This window comes from Burkholderia sp. KCJ3K979 (assembly GCF_016759955.1).
Taxonomy (GTDB): Bacteria; Pseudomonadota; Gammaproteobacteria; order Burkholderiales; family Burkholderiaceae; genus Burkholderia; species Burkholderia orbicola.
On record NZ_JACFYV010000035.1, the window covers coordinates 1 to 26,665 of the forward strand.

The window sequence follows — 26,665 nt, forward strand, 5'->3', positions numbered from 1 at the left end:
AGCTCGCGAAATACGGCCTCGACGAGCCGATCTCGTACGTGAAGACCGATTCGATCCAGTCGGCCGTCGACGCGATCTCGCGCAAGAGCACGACCGGCACCTGGACCGTGCGCCGCATGCTCGAACAGATGTCGCTGGGCGGCCGCTATGCGCCGATCGTCGGTTCGCCGTCGCAGGTCGCGGACGAGCTGCAGTCGTGGATCGACGAGACCGGCATCGACGGCTTCAACCTGACGCGCACCGTGATGCCCGAGTCGTTCGAGGATTTCGTCGACTGGGTCGTGCCCGAGCTGCAGAACCGCGGTGTCTACAAGGAAGACTACGATCCCGCGCCGACGCTGCGCGAGAAGCTGTTCGGCGCGGGCCCGCGCCTGCCCGCCTGGCATACCGGCGCGCAGCACCGGCCGGCCGCGGCAGCCGAACCCGCGCATCCCGCGCATGCCTGAACGTGACGGAGCGAAGCGATGACGCAATTGTTCGATACGCTGGGTTTCATCGAGGCATCGGCCGTGCGCGCCGGTGCCGGTGCCGATGCAGCGGCACATGAGGAAGCCGTGACGCCGGTCGGCGGCGCGGCCGTGTCGCTGGAGCAGGTCGGCAAGGTATTCGCGACGCCGCGCGGCCAGGCCGCCGCGCTGCGCGACGTGACGCTCGACGTGCGGCGCGGCGAGGTGTTCGGGATCATCGGCCGCAGCGGCGCGGGCAAGTCGACGTTGCTGCGCCTCCTGAACGGCCTCGAACGGCCGAGTTCGGGCCGTGTGCGCGTGCAGGGCGTCGACGTCGGCGCGCTCGACGAGGACGGCCTCGTCGCGTTGCGGCGCCGCACCGGCATGGTGTTCCAGCATTTCAACCTGCTGTCCGCGAAGACGGTGTTCGAGAACGTCGCGCTGCCGCTGAAGATCGCCGGCGTGCCGAAGGCCGAGCGCGTGCGCAAGGTCGAGGCGCTGCTCGAGCTCGTCGGGCTCGCCGCGAAGCGCGATGCGTATCCGGCAAGCCTGTCGGGCGGGCAGAAGCAGCGCGTCGGCATCGCGCGGGCACTCGTGCACGATCCGGAGGTGCTGCTGTGCGACGAAGCGACGTCGGCGCTCGATCCGGAAACCACGCAATCGATCCTCGCGTTGCTCGCCGACATCAACCGCCGCCTCGGGCTGACGATCGTGCTGATCACGCACGAGATGGAGGTGATCCGCGCGGTGTGCGACACGGTCGCGGTGATCGAACAGGGCGAAGTCGTCGAAACCGGCCCCGTGTGGCGCGTGTTCGGCGATCCGCGCCACGGCGCGACGCGCGCGCTGCTGAGCACGCTGCAGCACGACCTGCCGGCCGAGCTGGCCGCGCGGGTGCGGCCGCTGCCCGAACAGGCCGCGCTGCCCGACGGCGCACGGATCGTGCTCGACGTCCGCTATACGGGCGAGAGCGGCGGCGAGCCGGACGTCGGCGCGCTCGCGGCGGCGCTCGGCGGCTCCGTGCGGTTCCTGCACGGCGGCATCGAAAGCATCCAGGGGCATGCGCAAGGGCGGCTCGTGATCGCCGCGACGCCGCGTGCGGATGATGGCCCGCCGGCGGCACGCGGCGGTGCGGTCGCCGCGCTGCTCGAACGCGCGCGCCGTCATGCGAATCATGCGGAGGTGCTCGGCTATGTTTGACCTCTGGTGGCCCGAACTGCTCGACGCGATCCGCGACACGCTGTCGATGGTCGCCGCGTCGGCCGCGATCGCCGCGCTGATCGGCATCCCGCTCGCGGTGATCCTCGTGACCACCGCGCCCGGCGGCATCTACGCGCGGCGCGGCGTGAACGCGGTGCTCGGCGCGCTCGTCAACGTGTTCCGCTCGACGCCGTTCATCATCCTGCTGGTCGCGCTGCTGCCGTTCACGCGCGTGCTGATCGGCACGACGATCGGCGTGTGGGCGGCCGTCGTGCCGCTGTCGATCGCCGCGATCCCGTTCTTCGCGCGGATCGCCGAAGTGAGCCTGCGCGAAGTCGATCGCGGGCTGATCGAGGCCGCGCTCGCGATGGGCGCGAAACGCCGCCACATCGTGTGGCACGTGCTGCTGCCCGAAGCGCTGCCCGGCATGCTCGGCGGCTTCACGATCACCGTCGTCGCGCTGATCGGCTCGACCGCGATGGCGGGCGCCGTCGGCGCGGGCGGGCTCGGCGATCTCGCGATCCGCTACGGCTATCAACGTTTCGACACCACCGTCATGGCGACCGTGATCGTGATCCTGATCGCGCTCGTCTCGGCCGTGCAAATCACGGGCGACCGCCTGGTCCGACGCGTGACCCGGCGTACCTGAGCGACGCCACAAGCGTCCGCTCGTTTCATTCCTGATCCTGAGAGAACAACCATGACCTTGCCCATCGGCGCGCCGCGCGAATGGAACGGACAATTCGAGGAAGCGCTGTTTCTGGAGGTGGCGCGACGCCATCGTCCGGACTTCCCCGACAAAGTGGCGACGCCGCCGCGTGAGCCGCGCCACGGCGACGAGCTGGCTGCCGTCGCCGACTACTACACGAAGATGGCGTCGCACGACCTGTTCATCGTGCAGGTCGTCGCGAAGGCGATCGACACGCTGTTCCGCGACGATCCGCATTTCCAGCTGATCTTGTCGCGCCAGCTCGGCGACGACGGCGCGCACGCGGTGATCGGCCGTGAGCGCGTGACCGAACTCACGGGGCGCGATCCGCTGCCGGAAGTCGACCGGCTCGTCGCCGCGCACTGGGCGCGCATTGGCGACATCGCGGTGCGCGACGTCGCGGGCTTTCTCGCATTCGAATGGCATTACGAGCTGCACATCCTCGCGAAGCTGTGGATTCAGCGCAAGACCGGCCGCATCGGCGACAGCGCGATGCGCGAGCACGGCGAGAACCGGATTCGCCCGGACGAGGAATGGCATCGTGTGCAGATCGTCCAGTGGTGGTTCGACACGCTGCAGGCGCTGCCGCCCGCCGAGCGCGACGCGCTGATCGATCGCGTGATCGCGGCCGACGAGGAAACCCAGGCGCGGCTCGACGGCTATCTGCACGACGAGTACGCGCATACCGCACTGGTGTTCGGCGCGGATATCGCCGAATATCGTGCGATCTACGACGACTGGCGGCGCGAGATCCTGTCGCGGCTGACCGGCCGTCAGCTTGGCGCGCTCGTCCCGCTGTCGGGCGAAACCGTTGAACAGGAAGCTGTCGCATGAACGATCCCCGCGGCCCGGCGACGCTGGCGCCGGATACCGATGCACCGGCCGTCGACCGCGCGGCGCTGGCGCGCGCGATCGATGCGCTGCGCGTGAGCGCCGCCGAGCGCGACCGCGCGGGCGGTCATGCCGCCCAGGAGAAGCAATGGCTCGCCGAGGCGGGCTTGCTGACGCTCGCGGTGCCGCGCGCGTTCGGCGGGCAGGAAGCGGCGTGGCCCGAGATTTACGACGCGATCCGGCAGGTCGCGCGAGTCGACAGCGCGCTCGCGCATCTCGTCGGTTTCCAGTGCCTGCAAGTGGTGAGCGTCGACGTGTGGGGCAACGCCGCGCAGCGCGAACGCTACCTGCGCGGCACGGTCGACGGGCGCTGGTGGTGGGGCAACGCGGTCAATCCGCTCGACACGCGGCTCGTCGCCACGGCGACGCCCGACGGCGGCTACCGGCTCGACGGCGTGAAGGGCTTCTGTTCCGGCACGCGCGGCTCGCAGCGGATGACGGTATCCGCGCACGATCCGGCCATCGGCCGCACCGTGTTCGGCGTGGTGCCGACCGATCGGGCCGGGATCACCGTCAACGACGACTGGGACCCGGTCGGCCAGCGCCAGACCGACAGCGGTAGCGTGCGCTTCGACGGCGTGACGCTTGCGCCGGACGAGGTGCTGCACCGGTCGGAAGCGCCGCCGACGCCGCGCGCGACGCTGCGCACGCTGGTGTCGCAGCTCGTGCTGACGAACCTGTTCGTCGGCCTGGCGGAAGGCGCGCTGGCCGAGGCGCGCGACTACGTGCGGCAGCACGGCCGCCCGTGGATTCATTCGGACGTCGAGCGGGCCGAAGACGATCCGTACACGTTGCAGCGCTTCGGCGACATGCGCGTGCGCGCGATCGCCGCGGCGGCGCTGGCCGATCGCGCGGCCAACACGTTGCAGCACGCATGGGCGCGGCAGGACGCGCTGACGGCCGACGAACGCGCCGAAGTCGCGCTCGCGGTGTCGGAAGCGAAGATCGTCGCGCAGCGCGCGGCGCTGGATAACGGCGAAGCGCTGTTCGATGCGTGTGGCGCGCGCGCGACGGCCGCGTCGCTCGGCCTCGACCGTTTCTGGCGGAACGCGCGCACGCATACGCTGCACGATCCGCTCGACTATCGGCTGCGCGACGTGGGCCGATATGCGCTGACGGGTGAGTTGCCGCCGGCGTCGCTCTATACGTAAGCGAGCACGCACTCCGTCATTGATCGCCGGGCGGCGGGCCATCCGGCGCGACGGAGGCGGGCGCAGGGCCGCCGGCCAACGGCGCGCTGCCGTCCGCCCCGGCGCGCTTGTACGATGCGAGTTCGTCCGAATAGCGCGCCGTCCGCATGCCGTTCGTGTCGTAATACTCCTCGACCGACTTGACCCAGCGACCCACCGCCGGCACGTACCAGAACGCCTTGTAGGTCTTGCCGGTTCCTTCCGCCGTCCCGTTGTTGCGGCTTTGCACCACGATCGTCGAACCGCCCGCGTTGCGCGATACGCCGGACGTGATTGACTGCCCCGGTGCGGATTGCGCCTTCCACGAGCCTTCAGCCTCGATCTTGATCGCGTCGAACTTGCCGCCCGTCACAGTGACGGTCTCGTGGCCCACCACCTTGTAGTGCGTGTCGTACGCTTCCGACGCATGCTGCGGATTCGGGTGTGACTCGCTGTACTGGATCGTCCAGGTCTTGCCGATCGTCAGCGGAAACGCCAGCGGGCGGTTCACGACGGTTTCGGTGCCGTTGATGCTGCGTGCACGGCTCCAGTCCGCATCGACGATCATTTCGTGCGGCGCCTGCGTGGCGCCGCTTTGCCGGGACTCGACGTAGATGTGCCCGGGCGTCGTGCGCTGCACGGTAATCTCGTCGCGCGTCTGGCGCCAGCCGTTCGGGCCGATTTCGACCGTATCGACGTAGGTCCAGGTGTCGCCCGGTTTCAGCGCGGGCGCCGCGATCGATTGTGCGAGTGCGATGCCGGGAGCGGCAGCGCACAGTAACAGCGTGGCAAGCGTTTTGTTTTTCATGGTGTTTGAAAGGGGCGGTCTCGCCGGGCAGCCTATCAACCCCACCTTTCAAACCGCATGATGCGTGCATCGCCGCGCTACCGTCGTGCTGGACGTTTGAAATGATATGTTATATCGTAGCGATACAATATATCATTTCGTCCTCAACGTCCTCTTCCGGAATCGCCCGATGAACCCCGCCCTTCATCCGTCCACGCGGCTTCCCGTGACCGTCCTGTCCGGCTTTCTCGGCGCCGGCAAGACGACGCTGCTCAACCACATCCTCAACAATCGCGAGGGCCGGCGCGTCGCGGTGATCGTCAACGACATGTCCGAGGTCAACATCGACGCCGCGCTCGTGCGAGACGGCGGCGCGGGGCTGTCCCGCACCGACGAGAAGCTGGTCGAGATGAGCAACGGCTGCATCTGCTGCACGCTGCGCGAGGATCTGCTGATCGAGGTCGACCGGCTCGCACGCGAAGGGCGCTTCGATCAGCTCGTGATCGAATCGACCGGCATCTCGGAGCCGCTGCCGGTGGCCGAGACGTTCACGTTCGAAGGCGAGGACGGTCGCAGCCTCGGCGAAGTCGCGCGGCTCGACACGATGGTGACGGTGGTCGACGCGTTCAATTTCCTGCGCGATTACGCGTCGCGCGACAGCCTGCAAGCGCGCGGCGAATCGATGGGCGACGAGGACGCCCGCACGGTCGTCGATCTGCTGATCGACCAGATCGAGTTTTGCGACGTGCTCGTGATCAACAAGATCGACCTGATCGACGCCAGCGCGCGAGAGCGGCTGATCGCACTGCTGCGCGGGCTGAACCCGCGCGCGCGGATCGAGATCGCCGAATTCGGCAAGGTGCCGCTGGAACGTGTGCTCGACACCGGCCTGTTCGATTTCGATGAGGCGTCGCGCGCGCCGGGCTGGTTGCAGGAGCTGCGCGGCACGCACACGCCGGAGACCGACGCGTACGGAATCCGCAGCTTCGTCTATCGCGCGCGGCGGCCGTTCCATCCGCGGCGCTTCTTCGATCTGGTGGAGAGCGAATGGCCGGGCGTCGTCCGCTCGAAGGGGTTCTTCTGGCTGGCCACGCATCCGACCGTCGCCGGCTCGTGGTCGCAGGCCGGCGCGGTCGCGCGGCACGGGCCGGCCGGCCACTGGTGGGCGGCCGTGCCGCCCGAGCGCTGGCCGCGGGACGCCGAAGCCGTCGCGCAGATCCGCGCGCGCTGGGACGAGCACGTCGGCGATGCCCGGCAGGAGCTCGTGCTGATCGGCATGGACATGGACGAGCCCGCGCTGCGCGCGCGCTTCGACGCGTGTCTGCTGACCGACGCCGAGATGGCCGCCGGCCCCGAACACTGGACCACGTGGGACAACCCGTTTCGCGACTGGGCCTGACCTGAACGCGCTGCCTGCATCGATCCGGATGGAGAAGGCGCTCCACCGGATTTCAAGCATGAATGCAGTGCTTCCCGATATTTCCCTGACCGACGCCGCGCCGGGCCGCCGCCCGCTCGAATGGGTCGGCATGCAGGGCATCGATCTGCCCGTCGTCGTGGCGGAGCCCGGCTGCCGGCGCGACGTGCATGCGCGTGCCGACGTGCAGGTCGATCTGCCTGCGCCGCAGGTGAAAGGCATCCACATGTCGCGGCTGTACGGGCTGCTGGACGGGCTCGCCGACGGCGAAGCGCTGTCGCCGGCCGGCTTGCAGCGCATGCTGCGCGCAATGGTCGACAGCCACCGCGACTGCGAGACGCGCAGCGCGCGCGTGCGGCTGCGCTTCGACCTGCTGGCCCGCCGCACGGCGCTCGTGACCGAGGGGCTGGCCGGCTGGAAGGCCTATCCGGTGCGTCTCGATGCGACGCTGGCCGGCGATGCGTTCGCGCTGCGCGCGCAGGTGACGGTCGTCTATTCGTCGACGTGCCCGTGCTCGGCCGCGCTGTCGCGGCACTGGATCGAACAGGCATTCCTGACGGCATTCGGGCATGAGGCTCGCGTGGAGCCGGTGGCAGTCGCCGCCTGGCTGAAACGGCATGCGACGGCCGCCACGCCGCACAGCCAGCGCAGCGAGGCCGTCGTCAGCGTGGCGCTGCCTGCCGATGGCGCGACGCTGGGGCTGCTCGACCTGATCGATCGCGTCGAGCAGGCGCTCGGCACGCCGGTGCAGACGGCCGTCAAGCGCGCGGACGAGCAGGCGTTCGCGGTGCTGAACGGCGGCAACCTGATGTTCGTCGAGGATGCCGCGCGGCGCGTGCAGGCCGCGCTCGAAGATCGTCATGCGAGCCCGCGCGTGCGCGTGCGCCATCTCGAAAGCCTGCATCCGCACGATGCGGTGGCATGGGCCGCTCCGTTGCGCGAAGGCGCCGACGCATGCTGATCCGCAAGCTGTTCCGGTTCGAGAATGCGCACGTCGTGCGCGGCTGCAGCACGCGGCGCTGCTCGCATTCGATCCACGGCCATTCGTACCGCGTCGAGCTGCTGCTCGAAGCGCATGCGTTCGATCACGGTCAGATGATCTACGACTTCGGGCTGCTCAAGGGCGACGTGCGCGACCTGATCGACGCGTTCGACCACGCGGTGACGCTGTGGTCGGACGACGATCCGCGCTATGTCGAAAGCATGCGCCGGCATTCCGAGCGCTGGGTGCTGCTGCCGGTGTCGCCGAGCGCCGAGCAGTTCTCGCGCGTGTTCTTTCGCCTCGTCGATGCGGCGCTGTGCGGTACGCGCATGTCGAACGGCGAAGCCGACGTGCGGCTGCATTCGGTGATCGTTCACGAGACCGAGACCGGTTACGCGCAGTGTTTTCGCGACGATGCATTCAACCCGCGCATGGGCCGCATCGACCTCGACGCGATCGTGTTCGCGCCGGCCATCGTCGCGCAGTGGCGCGATCCCGGCCTGTTCGAGCGGCTCAAGCGCGGCCATACTCTTTCCCGGCAGGAATCCTGATGATCCGAAAGAACCCGCGCGGCGACCTGCCGCACATTCATCCGAACGCGTTCGTCGATCCGACCGCCATCCTGTGCGGGCGCGTGATCGTCGAGGAGAACGTGTTCATCGGCCCGTACGCGGTGATCCGCGCCGACGAAACCGATGCGGACGGCCAGATCGCGCCGATCGTGATCGGTGCGCATTCGAACATCCAGGACGGCGTCGTGATCCATTCGAAATCGGGAGCGAGCGTGACGATCGGCCGGCACACGTCGATCGCGCATCGCGCGATCGTCCACGGGCCGTGCACGGTCGGCGACGGCGTGTTCGTCGGCTTCAACAGCGTACTGTTCAACTGCACGATCGACGACGGCTGCGTGGTGCGCTACAACGCGGTCGTCGACGGCTGCCACCTGCCGCCGGGCTTCCACGTGCGCTCGACCGAACGCATCGGGCCGGAAACCGATCTCGCCGCGCTGCCGCAGGTGACGGCCGACGCGAGCGATTTCTCCGAGGACGTCGCGCGCACGAACAATGCGCTGGTGCTCGGTTACAAGCAGATCCAGAACGAGTTCTGACGCATGGACGCGCGGCTGCGACAGGAAGCGGGCGACCGATCGAAGCTGCGGCACGCCGATCTGCTGGTGCATGGCGGCACGGTGATGACGCCCAACGGTGCCGAGCGGATCGACGTCGCGTGCATGGGCGGCCGCGTCGTCGCGCTGGGCGCGTTGCATGGCGTGTGGAGCGCCGACGTGCTGCTCGATGCGCGCGGCTTGCACGTGTTGCCGGGCGTGGTCGACAGTCAGGTGCATTTCCGTGAACCGGGGCTCACGCACAAGGAGACCCTCGAGGCCGGCACGTGCGGCGCGGTGCTCGGCGGCGTCACGACGATCTTCGAGATGCCCAATACGCATCCGCTGACGCTGGACGAGCAGGATCTGAGCGCGAAGCTCGATCTCGCGCGCGGCCGCGCGTGGTGCGATTACGCGTTCTACATCGGCGGCTCGGCCGTGAATGCCGAACGGCTGCCGGTGCTCGAACGATTACCCGGCTGCGCGGGGGTGAAGGTCTTCATGGGCAGTTCGTTCGGCGATCTGCTGGCCGACGACGAAACCGTGTTGCGCCGGATCCTGCGCCACGGCCGGCGGCGCATGGCCGTGCATGCGGAGGACGAGGCGCGGCTGCGCGAACGCAAGTCGATCGCGGAAGCAAGCGGCGACGTGCGCGACCATCCGCGCTGGCGCGACGCACAAAGCGCGCTGGCCGCGACGCGGCGCATCGTCGGGCTGGCTGCCGAGACGGGCCGCCGGCTGCATGTGCTGCACGTATCCACGGCGGACGAAATGGCGTTGCTCGCACGGCACCGGCGGCGCGTGACGGTCGAGGTCACGCCGCATCACCTGAGCTTGCACGCGCCGGATTGCTACGAGCGGCTCGGCACGTTTGCGCAGATGAATCCGCCCGTGCGCGAACGGCATCATCGGGACGCGCTGTGGCAGGCCGTCCGCGACGGCGTGGTCGACGTGATCGGCAGCGATCATGCGCCGCATACGCGCGACGAAAAGCGCCGCCCGTATCCGCAGTCGCCGAGCGGGATGACCGGCGTGCAGACGCTGCTGCCGCTGATGCTCGATCACGTGCAGGCCGGCCGTTTGAGCATCGAACGGCTGGTCGACCTGACCAGCGCCGGGCCGGCGCGCGTTTTCGGCATCGAAGGGAAGGGACGCATTGCGGCGGGCTACGACGCCGATTTCAGCATCGTCGACCTGCGCGCGCGGCGGATCATTCGCGACGAATGGATCGCGAGCGTGAGCGGGTGGACGCCGTACGACGGCTGTGCGGTCACGGGGTGGCCCGTGCATACGGTCGTGCGCGGGCAGGTCGTCGTGCGCGACGAGGCGCTGAACGGACAACCGGCCGGGGAGGCCGTGACGTTTCTCGACCCCTAGATCGGCAGCCGCACCGTCTGCTTGATGCGCTTCAGCGGGATCTCGGTTTCGATGTTGCGCACGCCTTCGATCTGCGTGAGCGTTTCCATCTGAAAGCGCTGATAGTCGTCGAGATCCTTCGCGATCACGCGCAGCAGATAGTCGTAGCTGCCGGCCATCAGATGGCATTCGAGCACTTCGGGCGCGTGTTCCATCTCGCGCGCGAAGCGTTCGACCGTCGTCTTGTCCTGGCGCTCCAGCGTGACGCGCACGAATGCCGTGAAGCGCAGCTCGACGGCTGCAGGGTTCAGCAACGCGACGTACGCGTCGATCACGCCCTGTTCCTCGAGCAGGTGAACGCGGCGCAGGCACGGCGTGGGCGACAGTCCGGCCTGTTGCGCGATGTCGGCGTTCGTCTGGTTCGAATTCTGCTGCAACGCACGCAGAATGCGTCGATCGATTGCATCCAGTTTGATTGGCATTTTTAGCTATAGATGAAGTTGATGTTGGAGAATAACTCCAAATCGGACTTCAAAAATAGCCGGGTTTGCATCCAATCTCCACGGGAAGTTGCCGATAATCTGACGACTGCCCGGCCCCTCGAAAACGCGCGATTCGCGCCCGCCGCGGCCCCCTTCAGGAGCTTCCCGATGTCGCACGTCGCCTGGCTGCCGTTCATGGCCACCTCCCTTCTGATCATACTGACGCCCGGCCAGGACATGGTCCTCGTGATGTCGCGCACGCTGTCTGGCGGCACGCGCGCGGGCCTCGTGACCGCCGCGGGTGTCAGCGTCGGGCTGCTCGTGCATACGATGCTCGCGACGCTCGGGCTGGGTGCGCTGCTTCAGGCTTCCGAATGGCTGTTCACGGCGCTGAAGGTGGTGGGCGCGCTGTACCTGCTGTACCTCGGCATCACGCTGTTGCGCTCGACGGGCGAATTGACGCTGGCGGGCAATGGCAATGCGCCGGCATCGCGGCTGCGGACGTTCGCGCAAGGCGCGCTGTCCAATGTATCCAATCCGAAGGTCGCGCTTTTCTACCTGGCGTTTCTGCCGCAATTCGTTCCGGCCGGCGCCCCGCACCCGATGCTGTCGCTGTTCGTGCTGGGCGCGACGTTTGCGGGGCTGACGTTTCTCGTCAAGGGGCCGGTCGCGCTGTTCGCGGGCCTGCTGTCGGCATCGATCCGCCGCAACCCGCGCATCCTGACGCGCATGCATCGCGTCAGCGGGGTGGTCTTGCTCGCGCTGGGCGTGAAGCTGGCGCTCGAACGCCGCTGAGCGCGGCCCCGGCCCCGCCACGCCTGCCGGCGTTACGCCACCGGCAACGCGTCCGCCAGCACCCGCATCGCCTCCACCGTTTCCGGATTCGCCGGAAAGAACGCCTCGATCGCGAGTTCCGACAGCGTCACGTCGACCGGCGTGCCGAATACCGTCGTCGTACTGAAGAACGTCAGCTCGCCGCTCGCCGTGCGCAGCCGCAGCGGCACGGCGATGTCCGCGAAATCGGTGCGCGTGTGCGAATCGTCGGGCTGCCCGGCCGGCGCCGGATACGCGGCGAGTTCGTCGCGCAGCGCATGCAGCGTGTGGTCGCCGCTCGCATCGATCTGCCGCTGCAACCGATGCAGGATGTGCGCGCGCCACTCATGCCAGTTGACGATCTGCGACGCGAGACCGTCCGGATGCAGGCTCAGCCGCAGCACGTTGACGGGCGGCTGCAGCAGCGCCGGATCGGCCTGCGCGACCAGCGCGCCGAGCATCCGGTTCGCCGCGAGCAGCGTCCAGTGGCGGTCCACCGCGAGCGCCGGATAAGGCTCGTGCCCGCGCAACACGGCTTCGACCGCATGACGCGCGGCATCCAGTTGCGGGTCCGAAAACGGCCGTTCGCGAAACAGCGGCGCGAAGCCGGCCGCGACGAGCAGCGCATTGCGTTCGCGCAGCGGCACGTCGAGGCGCTCGGCGAGATGCAACACCATCTCGCGGCTCGGCTGCGCGCGGCCCGATTCGACGAAGCTCAGGTGGCGCGCGGACACATCCGCGTCGAGCGCGAGCGCCATCTGGCTCAGGCGCCGGCGTTGTCGCCACGTGCGCAGCAGCGGGCCGATGCCGGACGCGCGGCCGGCGGACGGGGCGGGCGAATGGAGGGCGGCGGTCGAGTTCATGGGGAGATGATAGGCAATCCCGCGGCGCTTCGGCATTACCTGCGAGGTAAGCGCCGCGCACCGCCCGGGCGTGCGCAGCCGCTGCGTTACCATAGCCCCCGTGCCACCTGAGAGGCGGCGCCGGACCCGCGGCCACGATGCCGGGGCCGGACGCCGCGCACATCGACAACAAGGCATTCCAGGGGAATCCAACAATGAAAAAACTTGCCGTCCGGCTCGCCTGCGTGGCGACGCTCGCACTCGCCGCGACCAGCGGCCACGCGCAGACCGAAGCTGCGCAGGTCGAAATGAGGGCCGCCGCCGAGGCCGCCAACGAAGCGGTCGTGAAAGGGCCGACCGACATCGACGTCAAACACGAAGCCGTGCTGAAGCTGAAGGCCGGCGAGTCGTTCGTGCCGGCGGCCGAAGCCGGCCGCTACCTGCGCTCGATGGGCAACTCGATCGACGAATCGAAGCTGGTCGGCCTCGTGCTGCCCGACGATCCCGACGCCGACTGGATATCGGTCGTGTCGTTCGAGCCGAGCGGCTACATCCGCGACGACGACGCGAAGGACTGGAAGCCCGACGAACTGCTGAAAAGCCTGCAGGCCGGCACCGAGGAAAACAACCCGGCGCGCAAGGAGCGCGGCCTGCCCGAAACCGAGGTGGTCGGCTGGGCGAAGGCGCCCGCGTACGACGCGGCCACGCACCGGCTCGTGTGGTCGGCGATCATCCGCGACAAGGGCGCGGCGCCGAATGCCGCGAACGACGGCGTGAACTACCGGACGCTCGTGCTCGGCCGCGACGGCTACCTGTCGCTGACGATGGCGTCGACGCTCGCCGATTTGCCGAAGTACCGGCCCTCGGCCGACGCGCTGCTGTCGAACATCCGCTTCAACGACGGCAAGCGCTATGCCGACTTCAACCAGTCGACCGACCACGTCGCCGAGTATGGGCTCGCGGCGCTGATCGTCGGCGTCGGCGCGAAAAAGCTCGGCCTGCTCGCGCTGATCGGCGCGTTCGCGGTGAAGTTCTTCAAGATCGGCGCGGTCGCGCTGCTGGCCGGCGGCGCGGCGCTCAAGCGTTTCTTCGGGCGCAAGCCGAAGGCGGCCGCGGCGCCGGCCGTCGCCGATGCAACCGCTGCATCCGACGCAGCCGCCACGGAGCGCAAGGAATGACGAAGCTGTTGCTGCTGATCTTCGGCGGCCTGAAGCTCGGCAAGGTGCTCGTCTCGGCCGGCACGATGCTCGCGTCGATCGCGGTCTATGCGCTGTTCTACGGCTGGCGCTTCGCGGCCGGTTTCGTCGCGTTGCTGCTGGTGCACGAAGCGGGCCACTACGTCGCCGCGCAGCGGCGCGGGCTCGACGTCGGGCTGCCGACCTTCATCCCGTTCGTCGGCGCGTGGATCCAATTGAAGGAGATGCCGCACGACGCGGAAACGGAGGCCTACGTCGGCCTTGCCGGGCCGTTCGTCGGCACCCTCGGCGCGCTGGCCTGCTACGCGGCCGCGCGCCACACCGACAGCAACCTGCTCCTCGCGTTGTCGTACACGGGCTTCTTCCTGAATCTCTTCAACATGATTCCGCTGTCGCCGTTCGACGGCGGGCGGATCACCGCGGTGCTGTCGCCGCGCATCTGGTTCGCGGGCGTGCCGGTGCTGATCGCGCTGTTCGTGTATCGGCCGAGCCCGCTGCTGATCGTGATGGCGATCCTCGCGCTGCCGCAGCTGAAGCGCGCGTGGCGCTACGATCCCGACGCGCCGGAGAACCGCGTGTACTACGCGACGTCGATCGAGACGAAGACGACCTACGCGCTTTGCTACGTCGGTCTGCTCGCGTTCCTCGCGTTGATGACGTCCGGCGTGCATGACATGCTGCGCGCCGTGCACGCGTCGACCTGACGTCGCTCCGATGTAAAAAAACGGCGGCCGCGCATGAAGCGGCCGCCGTTTTTCAAAGGTCGAACGTCACGCGTCGCGATGACGCAGCTCGACGCGCTTGATGTCCTTCACGATCACGAGATAGCTGAACACGGTGACGAGCGCGTTCAGCCCGACGAACACCAGCGCGCCGTTGAACGAGCCGCTCGCGCCGACGAGGTAGCCGATCGCGATCGGCGCGACGATGCCCGCCGTGTTGCCGAACATGTTGAACAGGCTGCCCGACAGGCCGATCGCTTCCTTCGGCGCGGTATCCGCGACGACGGCCCAGCCCAGCGAACCGATCCCCTTGCCGAAGAACGACACGGCCATCAGCATGATGACCAGCGCTTCGCTGTCGACGTAGTTGCAGCCGATGATGACCATCGACAGCAGCATCCCGCCGACGATCGGGATCTTGCGGGCGAGCGTCAGCGAGACGCCGCGGCGGATCAGCGCGTCCGACAGCATCCCGCCGAGCACGCCGCCGAGGAACCCGCAGATCGCCGGCAGCGACGTCATGAAGCCGGCCTTCAGCAGCGACATCCCGCGCGCCTGCACGAGATAGATCGGAAACCACGTGAGGAAGAAGTACGTGAGCACGTTCACGCAGTACTGGCCGAGGTACACGCCGATCAGCATGCGGTTCGACAGCAACTGGCGCACGTAGTACCAGCCCGCCACGCGGCTGCCTTCGGCAGCGCTGCTGCTACCGCGCGCGCCGGTCGCGCCGCCCGTCGACCGCACGAGGCCGCCACCCTGCTCGATATGGTCGAGTTCCGCGCGGTTCACGGCCGGATGGTCGGCCGGGTCCTTCACGACGCGCAGCCACAGGAACGCGAGCGCGATGCCGGCCAGGCCGAGCCACAGGTACACCTGGTGCCAGCCGTACGCGTGCGTGAGCCAGGCCATCAGCGGCGAGAACACCACGGCCGCGAAGTACTGCGCGGCGTTGAAGATCGCCGACGCGGTGCCGCGTTCGGCGGTCGGGAACCAGCTCGCGACGACCTTCGCGTTCGCCGGAAACGCCGGCGCCTCCGCGATGCCGACCGCGAAGCGCATCGCGAACAGCGCGGCGACCGCGAACGCGGCGCTGCCGCCGAGGCCGATCGTGCTCTGCAGCAGCGTGAACGCCGACCACAGGAAGATGCTCGCCGCATACACGCGCCGCGCGCCGAAGCGGTCGAGCAGCCAGCCGCTCGGCAGTTGCGCGAGCACGTACGCCCAGCTGAACGCCGAGAAGATGTAGCCCATCGTCACCGGATCGATGCCGAACGCCTTGCGGATCGGCGTGCCGGTGATCGACAGCGTGGCGCGGTCCGCATAGTTGAGCGTCGTGACGACGAACAGCATCGCCAGGATCCAGTAGCGCACGGCGGTTCGGCGCGCGGTGCGCGCGAGATCGAGCGGAAGATCGCGAGGGGAGGTCTGATTGTTCACTTTAAATGTACGTCGTCGTATGACATGGAGGAAAGTTTATTGAGAATGCTCGAATTCAGAAACCTCGGGTTTTCCCTTTGGGATCTTCATCACAGTGTGGGAAGTTCGCGATTTACTGGCCGGGTAAGGCTTTCGGCGGTATCGTCGGCGCCTTCGCAGGCGGCGAGAATATGCCGCTTATGTCGGCAGACATCGTATCTGTTGAGCTACAATGAGCAATCCATTCCCGAACCACGGAGCACACCCCATGCAACTGACAGGAGAGATGCTGATCGGCGCCGAAGCGGTGGCCGGCTCGGCCGGAACCTTGCACGCGTTCGACCCGACGAAGGGCGCGCCGATCGAGGCGCCGGCGTTCGGCGTCGCGACGCAGGCCGACGTCGACCGTGCGTGCGACCTCGCACGCGACGCGTTCGATGCGTACCGCACGCAGCCGCTCGCGGCGCGTGCGGCGTTTCTCGAAGCGATCGCCGATGAAATCGTCGCGCTCGGCGATGCGCTGATCGAGCGCGCGCATGCCGAAACGGGCTTGCCGGTCGCACGGCTGCAAGGCGAGCGCGGCCGCACCGTCGGCCAGCTCCGGCTGTTCGCACGCGTCGTGCGCGACGGGCGCTTCCTCGCCGCGTCGATCGATCCCGCGCAGCCGGCACGCACGCCGCTGCCGCGCTCGGACCTGCGGCTGCAGAAAATCGCGCTCGGGCCCGTCGCCGTGTTCGGCGCGAGCAATTTCCCGCTCGCGTTCTCGGTGGCCGGCGGCGATACCGCGTCGGCGCTCGCGGCCGGCTGCCCGGTGATCGTGAAGGCCCATGAAGCGCACCTCGGCACGTCCGAGCTGGTCGGCCGCGCGATCCGCGCCGCCGTCGCGAAAACCGGCATGCCGGCCGGCGTGTTTTCGCTGCTGGTCGGCCCCGGCCGCGTGATCGGCGCCGCGCTGGTCAGCCATCCTGCGATCCAGGCCGTCGGTTTCACCGGTTCGCGGCAGGGCGGGATGGCGCTCGTGCAGCTCGCGAACGCGCGCCCGCAGCCGATTCCCGTCTATGCGGAAATGAGCAGCATCAACCCCGTCGTACTGTTCCCGGCCGCGCTGGCCGCGCGCGGCGACGCGATCGCGACGGGCTTCGTCGATTCGCTGACGCTCGGCGTCGGCCAGTTCTGTACCAATCCCGGCCTCGTGCTCGCGATCGACGGCCCCGATCTCTACCGCTTCGAGACGGTCGCCGCGCAGGCGCTCGCGAAGAAGCCGGCCGGCGTGATGCTCACGCGCGGCATCGCCGATGCGTACCGCAACGGTCGCGGCAAGCTGGCCGAGCTGCCGGGCGTACGCGAAATCGGCGCGGGCGAGGCGGCACAGACCGACTGCCAGGCGGGCGGCGCGCTATACGAAGTGGGCGCGCAGGCGTTCCTGGGCGAGCCGGCGTTCAGCCACGAAGTGTTCGGGCCGGCGTCGCTGATCGTGCGCTGCCGCGATCTCGACGAAGTCGCGCGTGTGCTCGACGCGCTCGAAGGCCAGTTGACGGCCACGCTGCAGATGGATGCCGACGACAAGCCGCTCGCGCGCCGGTTGCTGCCGGTCCTCGAGCGCAAGGCCGGGCGCCTGCTGGTCAACGGTTACCCGACCGGCGTCGAGGTGTGCGATGCGATGGTGCACGGCGGGCCGTTCCCCGCGACGTCGAACCCGGCCGTCACGTCGGTCGGCGCGACCGCGATCGACCGTTTCCTGCGGCCGGTGTGCTATCAGGACTTCCCGGACGACCTGCTGCCCGAAGGGCTGCGAGAAGGCAATCCGCTCGCGATTCCGCGGCTGCGGGACGGCAAGGCGGAGTGACGGGGCGTAACCGGTGAAGGCAGCGTCCCGGGAGGGATGCTTCCCGGCACGTTGGAATACGGCGGCGGGGCCCACGGGCCTCGCCGCTTTTTTATTCAGCGCGGGCTTTCGTGCCGGTTTCGCTCGGTCAGTGAGCGGGGCGGGCGACGAGTTGCAGGCGCTCCGCTGCCGCCAGCAGGCGCCGGTCGCGCGTCCATAGCCTGCTGTCGCTGGTCAGTCTGGCCGACGCAAGCAGGTGGGCATCGACGTAGCCGATGCCCAGTCCGTGAAGCGGTACGACATCGATCATGCGCTGGACTTCGTCGTCGGTGGCAAGGGTTGCAGCTGGAAGGTCGCGCAGCGCATCCAGCACGGTCTCGCGATTGCGCATGCTGCCGAGCGCAAGCTCGCCGACGATGAACGGATGGATCAATACGCGCTCCGCTTCCAGCAATGCGGTGAGCGTCGCGTCGCCGGCTCGCAAGTGATCGATCCAGACGGACGTGTCGACAAGGATCATGCGAGCTCCGACGGGCGGCGTGGGACCGATTCAAGATCAGGCTCGGTGCCGCCGAGGCGGGCGAGTCGTCGCGCACTTTCGCGGGCGATCAATGCGCGCAGCGCTTCCCTCACGAGCGCCGATTTTTCGGTGACGCCGGTCAATTGCTGCGCTTTGGCGAGCAGTGCGTCGTCGAGGGACAAGGTGGTGCGCATGGGCGGCTCCCGGGAAAATCGATGCATCAATTATCGCATCAAACGGTGCTCATTTTGATGCGATGCCGTGGCGGGGTCACCTCGCCTTTCCTGTTGCCCCCGTTTCTCCTACAGTAGCGAAGCCTCGGACCGTCAGGTCCGCGGGCGAGCCTGAGAGACGCACAAGACCAACAAGGAACCATCCAATGAATATCAGCAAGCGTGGCGACCACCTGTTCGCGGCCGGGTTGTGGAAAGCGATCGGCGACGTCGCGAAATCGGTCCGTACCCAGATCGGCGAAACCAGCGAAGGGCGCGTGCTGGCCGACGCGCTGTTCGCGCTGCAGCGCGAGCTGGGCGGCAGCGAATTCGACGTGACGATCAACCAGGGGCGGCCCGTCGCGGGCTCCGATCTGCATTCGGTGATCTTCGGCAGGGCCGTCGAGCGGTTCAGGTACGACATGGAGGCGGTGGTGTTCGCGCTGAAGCACCGCCGCAGCATCGACGGGCCGAACGGCGCGGAACGCGCCGACGCGCTCACGCAGGCCAACACGCATCTCGCGACCGCGAAGCAGTACGCGATGTTCACGGTCGGGCGCTTCTTCGATGCGGTCGTCGACCGCGACGTGCTGGAGCAGATCGTGGGCGCCGAGTCGCCGGCGCGCGGCCGGCCGCTCGCGGCACGCAAGGGGATCGACGAGACGCAGCGCACGCTCACCGGTGTGCGCCAGCGGATCATCGGCGCGATCGCACAGATGTAATGCGATGGCCGCGCCGGCTCGTCGAGCCGCGCGGCCATCGCGTGAGTCGGATACGGAGAAATGGGGGAGCCGGCGCGCCGTGCCGATGAAGGCTCGCGCCGCCGGCGAACCCGCTTACTGCGGGCCCATCTTCTTGATCAGCACGTCGAGCTCGGCCGCTTCTTCGTCGGTCAGGTCGACGAGCGGTGCGCGCACCGGGCCCGCGTCGTGGCCGACGAGTTTCGCGCCCGCCTTCACGATGCTGACCGCGTAGCCCGCGCGGCGATTGCGGATCTTCAGGTACGGCAGGAAGAACTCGTCGATCAGGCGGCCGACGGTTGCGTGGTCGTCCTTCGCGATCGCTTCGTAGAATGCCATTGCCGTCTTCGGGATGAAGTTGAACACGGCCGACGAGTACACCGGCACGCCGAGCGCCTTGTACGCGGCTGCATAGACTTCGGCCGTCGGCAGGCCGCCGAGGTACGCGAAGCGATCGCCGAGGCGACGGCGGATCGTCACCATGCTCTCGATTTCGCCGACGCCGTCCTTGAAGCCGATCAGGTTCGGGCAACGGTCGGCAAGGCGCTCGAGCATGTCCGCATTCAGCTTCGAATTCGCGCGGTTGTACACCACGACGCCGATCTTCAGCGCGCGGCAGACTTGCTCGACGTGGTCGGCGATCCCTTCCTGGCTCGCTTCGGTCAGGTAGTGCGGCATCAGCAGCACGCCGCTCGCGCCGAGGCGCTCGGCTTCCTGCGCATATTCGATCGCGACGCGCGTCGCGCCGCCCGCGCCGGCGAGGATCGGCACCTTGCCCTTGCAGGTTTCCGTCGCGACGCGGATCACGTCCGAGTACTCGCGTTGCGTGAGCGAGAAGAATTCGCCGGTGCCGCCGGCCGCGAACAGCGCGCTCGCGCCATACGGGGCCAGCCATTCCAGACGCTCGGCATAGGTGCTCGGGCGGAAGCTGCCGTCGGCGTCGAAATCCGTCAGCGGAAACGACAGCAGGCCGTGGGAGATGATCTGTTTGAGTTCTTGCGGTGAAGTCATGGTTGGGGTCGTCCGTCTAGCGCGAGTGCTGGTTCGTCGGGAACGGCATACGAGCCGAAGTGGCGATGTCGTTGTATGTCATCGTACAACGCAAGAAAGAGCGGCGCAAGCGGTTTGCTGGCGGGTCAAGGGTAGGGTCTTTCCGGATAAGGGTTTACGCAGCATCATCAACTGACGTTGAATGTCGTATGATGACTAACGATATCGCAGACAGCTCCCAGGAATTCCGATGACTGCTTCCCCTCTCTACATCCGCGTGCATCCGGACGACAACGTCGCGATCGTCGTCAACGACGGCGGCTTGCCCGCAGGCGCGACGTTCGCCGACGGGCTGACGCTGTGCGAAGGCGTGCCGCAGGGGCACAAGGTCGCGCTCGTCGACCTCGCGGCCGGCGATCCGGTCATTCGCTACAACGTGGTGATCGGCTATGCGCTCACCGACCTGCGGCGCGGCAGCTGGGTCAACGAGCGCACGATGCGCATGCCCGAGCCGCCGGGCCTCGACGACCTGCCGCTCGCCACGCGTGCCGCGCCGCCGCTCGAGCCGCTCGAAGGCTATACGTTCGAGGGTTTCCGCAATGCCGACGGCTCGGTCGGCACGCGCAACATCCTCGCGATCACGACGACCGTGCAGTGCGTGTCGGGCGTCGTCGAGCATGCGGTGAAGCGGATCAAGGACGAACTGCTGCCGCGCTACCCGAACGTCGACGACGTGGTCGGGCTCGAACATACGTACGGCTGCGGCGTCGCGATCGATGCGCCCGACGCCGACATCCCGATCCGCACGCTGCGCAACATCAGCCTGAATCCGAACTTCGGCGGCGAGGTGATGACCGTGAGCCTCGGCTGCGAGAAGCTGCAGCCCGAGCGCCTGCTGCCGCCGGGCGCGATTCCGGTGACTGCCGACGGCGCGACCGACAACGGTGGCGTCGTCTGCCTGCAGGATGCCGCGCACGTCGGCTTCCATTCGATGATCGACTCGATCATGACGATGGCCGAATCGCATCTCGAACGGCTGAACCGCCGCCGTCGCGAAACCTGCCCCGCATCGGATCTCGTCGTCGGCGTGCAGTGCGGCGGCAGCGACGCGTTCTCGGGGCTCACCGCGAACCCGGCGGTCGGCTTCGCGGCCGACCTGCTGGTGCGGGCGGGCGCGACGATCATGTTCTCCGAAGTGACCGAAGTGCGCGACGGCGTCGCGCAGCTCACGTCGCGCGCGGCGAACGAAGAAGTGGCCCGCGAGATCATCCGCGAGATGGACTGGTACGACCGCTACCTCGAGCGCGGTCGCGTCGACCGCAGCGCGAACACGACGCCGGGCAACAAGAAGGGCGGCCTGTCGAACATCGTCGAGAAGGCGATGGGGTCGATCGTGAAGTCGGGCAGCGCGCCGATCGCCGGTGTCGTGCGCCCCGGCGATCGGGCGCGGCAGAAGGGCTTGCTGTACGCGGCGACGCCCGCGAGCGATTTCATCTGCGGCACGCTGCAGCTCGCGGCGGGGATGAACCTGCACATTTTCACGACCGGCCGGGGCACGCCGTACGGCCTCGCGCAGGTGCCGGTGATCAAGGTCGCGACGCGCAGCGATCTCGCACGCCGCTGGCACGACCTGATGGATCTCGACGCCGGGCAGATCGCGACCGGCGCGGCGACGATCGAGGACACGGGCTGGGCGCTGTTCCGGCTGATGCTCGACGTCGCGAGCGGCAAGCGCCGCACGTGGGCCGAGCAATGGAAGCTCGCGAATGCGCTGACGCTGTTCAATCCGGCGCCGGTGACCTGACGCGCAAGGTGGTGACGGCAAGACGATGCGGGCGCCTTCGGGCGTCCGTTTTCTTTTGGGGCGGCGCACGCGCGATTTCCTTACCTCGCACGTAATCGACCGTCCGCGCGCGCCCGGCGACGATAGCGGCACGCGGACCCGAAACGTCCGCGACATCGTCCACCGACACAAGGAGCCTCGCCATGAACACCGCTCAAACCGCTTCGTCCGTCCACGCCGACCTGATCGACCGCTACTTCGACGCATGGAACGAACCCGATGCCGCGCGCCGCCGCGCGCTGATCGATGCGACCTACGCGAGCGACGCGACCTATCGCGATCCGCTGATGGCCGGCGACGGCCACGCGGGCATCGACACGATGATCGCCGCCGTGCAGCAGCGTTTCCCCGCCTACCGCTTTCGCCGCACGACCGACGTCGACGCGTTCGGCCAGCACCTGCGGTTCTCGTGGGCGCTCGTGTCGCCCGACGGCGCGGCGATCGTGAAGGGCTCGGACTTCGGCACCGTCGACGCGTCGGGCCGCCTCGCGTCGGTCACGGGTTTCATCGACGAAATGCCGGCCGCCGCGTCGTGACGCGAACGATGCATGCACCACGGTCGCCGGGATCGGGTAACGTTATGCGATTCGTTCCTGATCCCGGAGACAACCGACATGCTGAAGAATCTCGACCCGCTGCTGCACGCCGACATCCTGCACACGCTGCGGGCGATGGGCCACGGTGACGAAATCGCGATCTGCGATGCGAATTTCCCGGCGGAATCCGTCGCGGAGCACACGGTGGTCGGCCGCGCGTTGCGGGTCGACGGCGCCGATTCGGCGCGCGTGGTGCGTGCGGTGCTGTCGGTGCTGCCGCTCGATACGTTCGTCGACACGCCCGCGTGGCGGATGGAAGTCGTCGGCGACGCGGCCGCGGTGCCGCCCGTGCAGCGCGAAGTGCAAGCCGAGATCGACCGCGCGGAAGGGCGTGCGGTGCCGCTGACCGGCGTCGAACGTTTCGCGTTCTACGAGCGTGCGCAGCAGACGTACGCGGTGATCGTCACCGGCGAAACGCGCGGCTACGGCTGCTTCATCTTCAAGAAAGGCGTGCTGTTGAGCGACGCGGGCTAAACGCGTTTTTCATCGAGCCGGGCTACCGGCGCGATCGCCGCGTTGTAAAGATTTGCTACAAGCCCTTGGACACCGCGGAAAGACCCTCTATGCTGGCCCATTTGCCGCGCGCCCTCCGGGGCCGCGCGGCGCCGAACCGCCGGGTGCGCCCGGCGCGGGCGGCCGAATTGCATACGAGGAGAAAGGCATGACGCGTACCGTCGATTCCGGCGTCATTTTTTTCGCACGCCTGGCGCTGGCGGCGTTGTTCTTGTGGGGCGGCATCATGAAGCTGCTCGGCTACAGCGACTTCATCGCGTATCTGCACGGGATGAACGTGCCCTATCAACAGGTCGTCGGGCCGATCGTCGTCGCGATCGAGGGGCTGGGCGGACTGCTGCTGATCGTCGGCTACAAGGTCCGGCCGCTCGCGTTGCTGATGGCGGTCTACACGATCGCGACCGCGATGGTCGGGCACAATTTCTGGGACGCGACGAACGCCGCCGTCCAGCACGACATGGTGATTCACTTCTGGAAGAACGTCGCGATCGCCGGCGGGTTCCTGCTGCTGTTCGTCACCGGCGCCGGCGGCGCGAGCATCGACGCGCTGCGCCGGCCGAGTTCGTCGTACGGCGTGCTGCGCTGAACCGGGCAGAGTTGCGCAGCCGCCGCCAGGCCGCCGCAAGACAAAAGGGCCGAATCCCGCACGCAGCGGGATTCGGCCCTTCGTTCATGAAGCGGGCGCTGACGTTCAGTGCGCGCCCTTCACATCCTTCACGTCCTTCGCATCCTTCGAGAACTGCACGGCGATCGCGCCGAGCACGCAGATCGCCGCGACGTACACGACCGGCGCGAGCGGGTTCGACTTCATCATCAGCGACACGATCACCGGCGTGAGCCCGCCGAAGATCGCATACGCGACGTTGTACGAGAACGAGATGCCCGAGAAGCGCACGACGGCCGGGAAGCTCTTCACCATCACGAACGGCACCGCGCCGATCGTGCCGACCATGAAGCCCGCGATCCCGTAGTAGAGCGGCAGCGTCGACGCATCGGCCGCGACCTGCGCGAACAACAGGTAATAGCACGCGGCCAGCCCGATGCCGCCGATGGCGAGCACGCGCTTCGCGCCGATCCAGCCCGCGAGCGAGCCGGCAGTGATGCAGCCGGCCGTCAGGCACAGCGTCGCGATGCTGTTCGCGAACAGCGTCGTCGCCGGCGTCAGGTGGAACTGCTTCTGCAGCAGCGCGGGCGTCATCAGGATCACGACGACGATCGCGGCCGACAGCATCCACGTGAGCAGCATCGACACGATCACGGCGCGGCCATGGTCGCGCAGCACTGCCTTCAGCGGAATCTCGGCCGCGAGCGCCTTCTTCGCCTTCATCTCGGCGAACACCGGCGTTTCATGCAGCCAGCGGCGCAGGTACACGGAGAACAGCCCGAACACGCCGCCGAGCAGGAACGGGATGCGCCATGCGAATGCGCCGACTTCGGCCGCTGAGTAGCGGCTGTTGATGCCGGCCGCGACGAGCGAGCCGAGCAAGATGCCGGCCGTGAGGCCCGCGGTCAGCGTGCCGCATGCGTAGCCGATATGGCGCGACGGCACGTGCTCGGACACGAACACCCATGCGCCCGGCACTTCGCCGCCGACCGCCGCGCCTTGCAGCACGCGGAACAGCAGCAGCAACACCGGCGCGAGGATGCCGATCGTGTCGTAGGTCGGCAGCAGGCCCATCAGCAGCGTCGGTACCGACATCATCAGCACGCTCAGCGTGAACATCCGCTTGCGGCCGAACAGGTCGCCGAAGTGGGCCATGATCACGCCGCCGAGCGGGCGCGCGAGATAGCCGGCCGCGAAGATGCCGAACGTCTGCAACTGGCGCAGCCAGTCGGGAATGTCGTGCGGGAAGAACAGCTGCCCTATCGCCGGCGCGAAGAACACGAAAATGATGAAGTCGTAGAACTCGAGGGCGCCGCCGAGTGCGGCAAGGCCAAGGGTCTTGTAGTCGCTGCGCGTGAGCGCGCGTTCGGCGGCGCGAGGCACGCCGCTCAATTCGGAAGCTTGCATGGTCAGGACGATCGGTTTTCGAATGTAGTTGTCGGTGCTGCGTCTCCAGGGCCCGCTTTTCGGCATGGACTGACAAGGCGCGGCTTGCGTCGTCGAAGCGCGCCGCGTGCCGGGTGAGGCACGCAACACGCGCCGCCGCACCGGGATGGGGCACGGCGGAGACGAAGCGTCAAAGCGGGTGGGGGGATTCTACAGGAGCGCGAAATGCCTGCACGCGAGCGTGCCTGGGACGGCTTCGGACCATGCAGCCGAAAGCGCGCGCGGCGCGGGCGGCCGGTGAGCCGCTGGCGCGCCGCGCGGGGCAGCGTTTCGCTGGTCAGTTGCCGGCGATCGTATCGACCGGCTTGAACGCGCCGCGCTCGACCTTGTAGATCGTGACCGGTGCGTCCTTCAGGTCGCCCTTCGCGTCGTACGCGATGCTGGGCGCCGACACGCCCTTGATCGACACCTTGCCGAGATACGGCGTGTACACCTTCGGGTCGGTCGAGTTCGCGTCCTTCATCGCGGTCAGCAGCGCGATCGTGCCGTCGTACGAATACGGCGAGTACGTGATCACGTCTTCGTTGAAGCGCGCCTTGTAGCGTGCCGCGTAGCCGGAGAAGCCCGGCATCTTTTCCTTCGGCAGCCCGCCCATGTAGACGATCGCGCCTTCGGCCGCGTCGCCGCCGACCTTCAGGAACGTCGGCGAGCGCGACATTTCGCCCGTCACGAACGCCGACTTCATCCCGAGCTGGCGCATCTTGCGGATCATCGGCGACGATTGCGCATCACCGCCGCCGTAGAAGACCGCGTCCGGATTCACGCCCTTCAGGTTGGTCAGGATCGCCGAGAAATCGAGCGCCTTGTCGTTCGTGAAGTCGCGCTTGACGATCGTGCCGCCGGCCGCTTCCACGGCCTTCGCGAATTCGTCGGCGATGCCCTGGCCGTAGGCGGTGCGGTCGTCGATGATCGCGATGCGCTTGAAGCGCAGCGTCTTCACCGCGTACGTGCCGACGATGCGGCCGGCCTGCGCGTCGCTCGTCAGCAGCCGGTAGGTCGTCTTGTAGCCGCGCGCCGTGTATTGCGGCGACGTCGCCATCGAGATCTGCGGCAGCCCCGCGCGATCGTACAGGTCGGACGCCGGAATGCTGGTGCCCGAGTTGAAGTGGCCGATGATCCCGCGGACGTTGTCGTCGATCAGCCGCTGCGCGACGGTCGTGCCGGTGCGCGGGTCGGCCTGGTCGTCCTGCGAGTCGAGCTGGAACGTGACGGGCTTGCCGCCGATCGTCGGATGCGTCGCGTTGAAATCGGCGATCGCGAGCTGCACGCCCTTCTGCATGTCCGTGCCGTAATTCGACTGCGGGCCGGTCAGCGGTGCGGCGAAACCGATCTTGACGACGTCGGCGGCGACGGCGTGCGCGCCCGACAGTGCGCAGGCGGCGGCCAGCGCGACGTGCGATACCTTCAGCTTCACTTTCACTTCCCCTTGATGGCGTGGTTGGGCCGCCGCCGGCATGCGGGCCGGCGCCGGTAAACCGGGCGAGACGGTTCGATCGGCAGGCCGATGTGCTGGCCATGCAAGTACGCCGTCTGCCGTGCGCGCTGTGCCGGAATCGGCGTGCGCGACGGCGGATGCGGCGGCCCGTGCATGCCGATTGCGGCAGCGGCGGGAGGTCGTCTCGCGACCGTGAAGCGAAGTCTAGGTAGCGAAAATGCGTGCGTCTTGCGCGTTCGATGCGTGGCCGGCGACGATATCGGCATATCGTCGATTACCCTGATATATGCCGAAATCGTCATGGCGAATGCGCAAACCCGCCAAGACGCGGGGCGCCGGCATTTTTAGGATGGCGTGTCCGGGTGCGTGGTGCCGGTGTGCCGATGCGCTGCGCCGGCTACG

At 68.0% G+C, this 26,665-nt stretch carries 27 protein-coding genes and 1 pseudogene; 19 read left to right on the forward strand and 9 right to left on the reverse strand.

Going from position 1 to position 26,665, the window contains the following annotated elements; genetic code table 11:
- From H3O04_RS10905 to H3O04_RS10925, 5 genes and pseudogenes are all read left to right on the forward strand, one after another.
- Positions 1 to 446: pseudogene (locus H3O04_RS10905) on the forward strand (N5,N10-methylene tetrahydromethanopterin reductase); the annotation flags it as partial.
- 18 nt (positions 447 to 464) lie between these two features.
- Complete coding sequence (locus H3O04_RS10910; protein ID WP_202587659.1) at positions 465 to 1,646, forward strand: methionine ABC transporter ATP-binding protein; 1,182 nt, start codon at positions 465 to 467, stop codon at positions 1,644 to 1,646.
- Positions 1,639 to 2,295 carry a methionine ABC transporter permease gene (locus H3O04_RS10915; RefSeq protein WP_006491339.1) on the forward strand — a complete coding sequence of 219 codons (657 nt, stop codon included), beginning with the start codon at positions 1,639 to 1,641 and terminating at the stop codon, positions 2,293 to 2,295. Before H3O04_RS10910 ends, H3O04_RS10915 begins: the two co-directional genes overlap by 8 nt.
- Positions 2,296 to 2,346: 51 nt before the next feature.
- A complete protein-coding gene (locus tag H3O04_RS10920; protein ID WP_027806050.1) occupies positions 2,347 to 3,189 on the forward strand; it encodes a hypothetical protein in 843 nt (280 codons plus the stop codon).
- On the forward strand, positions 3,186 to 4,397 hold the full coding sequence (locus tag H3O04_RS10925; protein WP_202587660.1) for an acyl-CoA dehydrogenase family protein: 1,212 nt from the start codon (positions 3,186 to 3,188) through the stop codon (positions 4,395 to 4,397). The genes H3O04_RS10920 and H3O04_RS10925 overlap by 4 nt, the downstream gene beginning before the upstream one ends.
- Before the next feature lie 16 nt (positions 4,398 to 4,413).
- Here the strand turns inward: H3O04_RS10925 and H3O04_RS10930 are convergent, their stop codons facing one another.
- Positions 4,414 to 5,223 carry a hypothetical protein gene (locus tag H3O04_RS10930; RefSeq protein WP_011546867.1) on the reverse strand — a complete coding sequence of 270 codons (810 nt, stop codon included), beginning with the start codon at positions 5,221 to 5,223 and terminating at the stop codon, positions 4,414 to 4,416.
- 169 nt (positions 5,224 to 5,392) lie between these two features.
- Here H3O04_RS10930 and zigA point away from each other — a divergent pair, with 169 nt between their 5' ends.
- Genes zigA through H3O04_RS10955 form a run of 5 tightly spaced genes read left to right on the forward strand, consistent with a single transcriptional unit; the run spans position 5,393 to position 10,086 of the window.
- Positions 5,393 to 6,601: a zinc metallochaperone GTPase ZigA gene (gene zigA, locus H3O04_RS10935; RefSeq protein WP_202587661.1), complete on the forward strand. Its 1,209-nt coding sequence runs from the start codon at positions 5,393 to 5,395 to the stop codon at positions 6,599 to 6,601.
- A gap of 58 nt (positions 6,602 to 6,659) precedes the next feature.
- A complete protein-coding gene (gene folE2, locus H3O04_RS10940; RefSeq protein WP_202587662.1) occupies positions 6,660 to 7,580 on the forward strand; it encodes a GTP cyclohydrolase FolE2 in 921 nt (306 codons plus the stop codon).
- Positions 7,574 to 8,152 (forward strand): 6-pyruvoyl trahydropterin synthase family protein, encoded by a 579-nt coding sequence (locus H3O04_RS10945; protein ID WP_012339358.1) that lies wholly within the window; start codon positions 7,574 to 7,576, stop codon positions 8,150 to 8,152. Before folE2 ends, H3O04_RS10945 begins: the two co-directional genes overlap by 7 nt.
- Complete coding sequence (locus H3O04_RS10950) at positions 8,152 to 8,712, forward strand: gamma carbonic anhydrase family protein (RefSeq protein WP_006480468.1); 561 nt, start codon at positions 8,152 to 8,154, stop codon at positions 8,710 to 8,712. The genes H3O04_RS10945 and H3O04_RS10950 overlap by 1 nt, the downstream gene beginning before the upstream one ends.
- Before the next feature lie 3 nt (positions 8,713 to 8,715).
- Positions 8,716 to 10,086, forward strand: a complete 1,371-nt coding sequence (locus H3O04_RS10955; protein WP_202587663.1) for a dihydroorotase — start codon at positions 8,716 to 8,718, stop codon at positions 10,084 to 10,086.
- Here H3O04_RS10955 and H3O04_RS10960 read toward each other — a convergent pair.
- Positions 10,083 to 10,547 (reverse strand): Lrp/AsnC family transcriptional regulator, encoded by a 465-nt coding sequence (locus H3O04_RS10960; protein WP_006480470.1) that lies wholly within the window; start codon positions 10,545 to 10,547, stop codon positions 10,083 to 10,085. The two genes, H3O04_RS10955 and H3O04_RS10960, sit on opposite strands and share 4 nt — an antisense overlap.
- Before the next feature lie 168 nt (positions 10,548 to 10,715).
- Here H3O04_RS10960 and H3O04_RS10965 point away from each other — a divergent pair, with 168 nt between their 5' ends.
- Complete coding sequence (locus H3O04_RS10965) at positions 10,716 to 11,342, forward strand: LysE family translocator (RefSeq protein WP_023477064.1); 627 nt, start codon at positions 10,716 to 10,718, stop codon at positions 11,340 to 11,342.
- A gap of 32 nt (positions 11,343 to 11,374) precedes the next feature.
- Here H3O04_RS10965 and H3O04_RS10970 read toward each other — a convergent pair whose 3' ends face one another.
- A complete protein-coding gene (locus tag H3O04_RS10970; RefSeq protein WP_202587664.1) occupies positions 11,375 to 12,223 on the reverse strand; it encodes a helix-turn-helix domain-containing protein in 849 nt (282 codons plus the stop codon).
- A 194-nt stretch (positions 12,224 to 12,417) separates the two neighbouring features.
- Here H3O04_RS10970 and H3O04_RS10975 point away from each other — a divergent pair, with 194 nt between their 5' ends.
- The gene (locus H3O04_RS10975; RefSeq protein WP_202587665.1) at positions 12,418 to 13,380 is read left to right on the forward strand and encodes a DUF2167 domain-containing protein; all 963 of its coding nucleotides are present in this window, start codon (positions 12,418 to 12,420) and stop codon (positions 13,378 to 13,380) included.
- The gene (locus H3O04_RS10980; protein ID WP_006480476.1) at positions 13,377 to 14,102 is read left to right on the forward strand and encodes a site-2 protease family protein; all 726 of its coding nucleotides are present in this window, start codon (positions 13,377 to 13,379) and stop codon (positions 14,100 to 14,102) included. Before H3O04_RS10975 ends, H3O04_RS10980 begins: the two co-directional genes overlap by 4 nt.
- A gap of 66 nt (positions 14,103 to 14,168) precedes the next feature.
- Here the strand turns inward: H3O04_RS10980 and H3O04_RS10985 are convergent, their stop codons facing one another.
- Positions 14,169 to 15,560 (reverse strand): D-galactonate transporter, encoded by a 1,392-nt coding sequence (locus tag H3O04_RS10985; RefSeq protein ID WP_202587666.1) that lies wholly within the window; start codon positions 15,558 to 15,560, stop codon positions 14,169 to 14,171.
- Positions 15,561 to 15,807: 247 nt separating this feature from the next.
- Between H3O04_RS10985 and H3O04_RS10990 the strand changes: the two genes are divergently transcribed.
- A complete protein-coding gene (locus H3O04_RS10990; protein ID WP_202587667.1) occupies positions 15,808 to 17,385 on the forward strand; it encodes an aldehyde dehydrogenase (NADP(+)) in 1,578 nt (525 codons plus the stop codon).
- A 127-nt stretch (positions 17,386 to 17,512) separates the two neighbouring features.
- Here the strand turns inward: H3O04_RS10990 and H3O04_RS10995 are convergent, their stop codons facing one another.
- Positions 17,513 to 17,884 carry a type II toxin-antitoxin system VapC family toxin gene (locus H3O04_RS10995; protein WP_202587668.1) on the reverse strand — a complete coding sequence of 124 codons (372 nt, stop codon included), beginning with the start codon at positions 17,882 to 17,884 and terminating at the stop codon, positions 17,513 to 17,515.
- A complete protein-coding gene (locus H3O04_RS11000; RefSeq protein ID WP_023477058.1) occupies positions 17,881 to 18,078 on the reverse strand; it encodes a type II toxin-antitoxin system VapB family antitoxin in 198 nt (65 codons plus the stop codon). The genes H3O04_RS10995 and H3O04_RS11000 overlap by 4 nt, the downstream gene beginning before the upstream one ends.
- Positions 18,079 to 18,263: 185 nt before the next feature.
- On the opposite strand from H3O04_RS11000, the gene H3O04_RS11005 reads away from it, so the two are divergent.
- A complete protein-coding gene (locus H3O04_RS11005; protein WP_202587669.1) occupies positions 18,264 to 18,818 on the forward strand; it encodes a hypothetical protein in 555 nt (184 codons plus the stop codon).
- Positions 18,819 to 18,932: 114 nt separating this feature from the next.
- Here the strand turns inward: H3O04_RS11005 and kdgD are convergent, their stop codons facing one another.
- A complete protein-coding gene (gene kdgD, locus H3O04_RS11010) occupies positions 18,933 to 19,847 on the reverse strand; it encodes a 5-dehydro-4-deoxyglucarate dehydratase (RefSeq protein WP_011546881.1) in 915 nt (304 codons plus the stop codon).
- Positions 19,848 to 20,076: 229 nt separating this feature from the next.
- On the opposite strand from kdgD, the gene garD reads away from it, so the two are divergent.
- The 4 genes from garD (at position 20,077) to H3O04_RS11030 (ending at position 23,364) form a co-directional block, all read left to right on the forward strand.
- Positions 20,077 to 21,630: a galactarate dehydratase gene (garD, locus tag H3O04_RS11015; RefSeq protein ID WP_023477056.1), complete on the forward strand. Its 1,554-nt coding sequence runs from the start codon at positions 20,077 to 20,079 to the stop codon at positions 21,628 to 21,630.
- Between the two features lie 182 nt (positions 21,631 to 21,812).
- Complete coding sequence (locus tag H3O04_RS11020) at positions 21,813 to 22,205, forward strand: nuclear transport factor 2 family protein (RefSeq protein ID WP_023477055.1); 393 nt, start codon at positions 21,813 to 21,815, stop codon at positions 22,203 to 22,205.
- A 78-nt stretch (positions 22,206 to 22,283) separates the two neighbouring features.
- Positions 22,284 to 22,739, forward strand: coding sequence for an RbsD/FucU family protein (locus H3O04_RS11025; protein ID WP_006480483.1), 456 nt, complete (start codon positions 22,284 to 22,286; stop codon positions 22,737 to 22,739).
- 187 nt (positions 22,740 to 22,926) lie between these two features.
- The gene (locus tag H3O04_RS11030; RefSeq protein ID WP_011546888.1) at positions 22,927 to 23,364 is read left to right on the forward strand and encodes a DoxX family protein; all 438 of its coding nucleotides are present in this window, start codon (positions 22,927 to 22,929) and stop codon (positions 23,362 to 23,364) included.
- A 105-nt stretch (positions 23,365 to 23,469) separates the two neighbouring features.
- Here H3O04_RS11030 and H3O04_RS11035 read toward each other — a convergent pair whose 3' ends face one another.
- Positions 23,470 to 24,789 (reverse strand): MFS transporter, encoded by a 1,320-nt coding sequence (locus H3O04_RS11035; protein WP_034175136.1) that lies wholly within the window; start codon positions 24,787 to 24,789, stop codon positions 23,470 to 23,472.
- A 316-nt stretch (positions 24,790 to 25,105) separates the two neighbouring features.
- Positions 25,106 to 26,284 (reverse strand): branched-chain amino acid ABC transporter substrate-binding protein, encoded by a 1,179-nt coding sequence (locus tag H3O04_RS11040; protein ID WP_006480486.1) that lies wholly within the window; start codon positions 26,282 to 26,284, stop codon positions 25,106 to 25,108.
- Between the last annotated feature and the right edge of the window lie 381 nt (positions 26,285 to 26,665).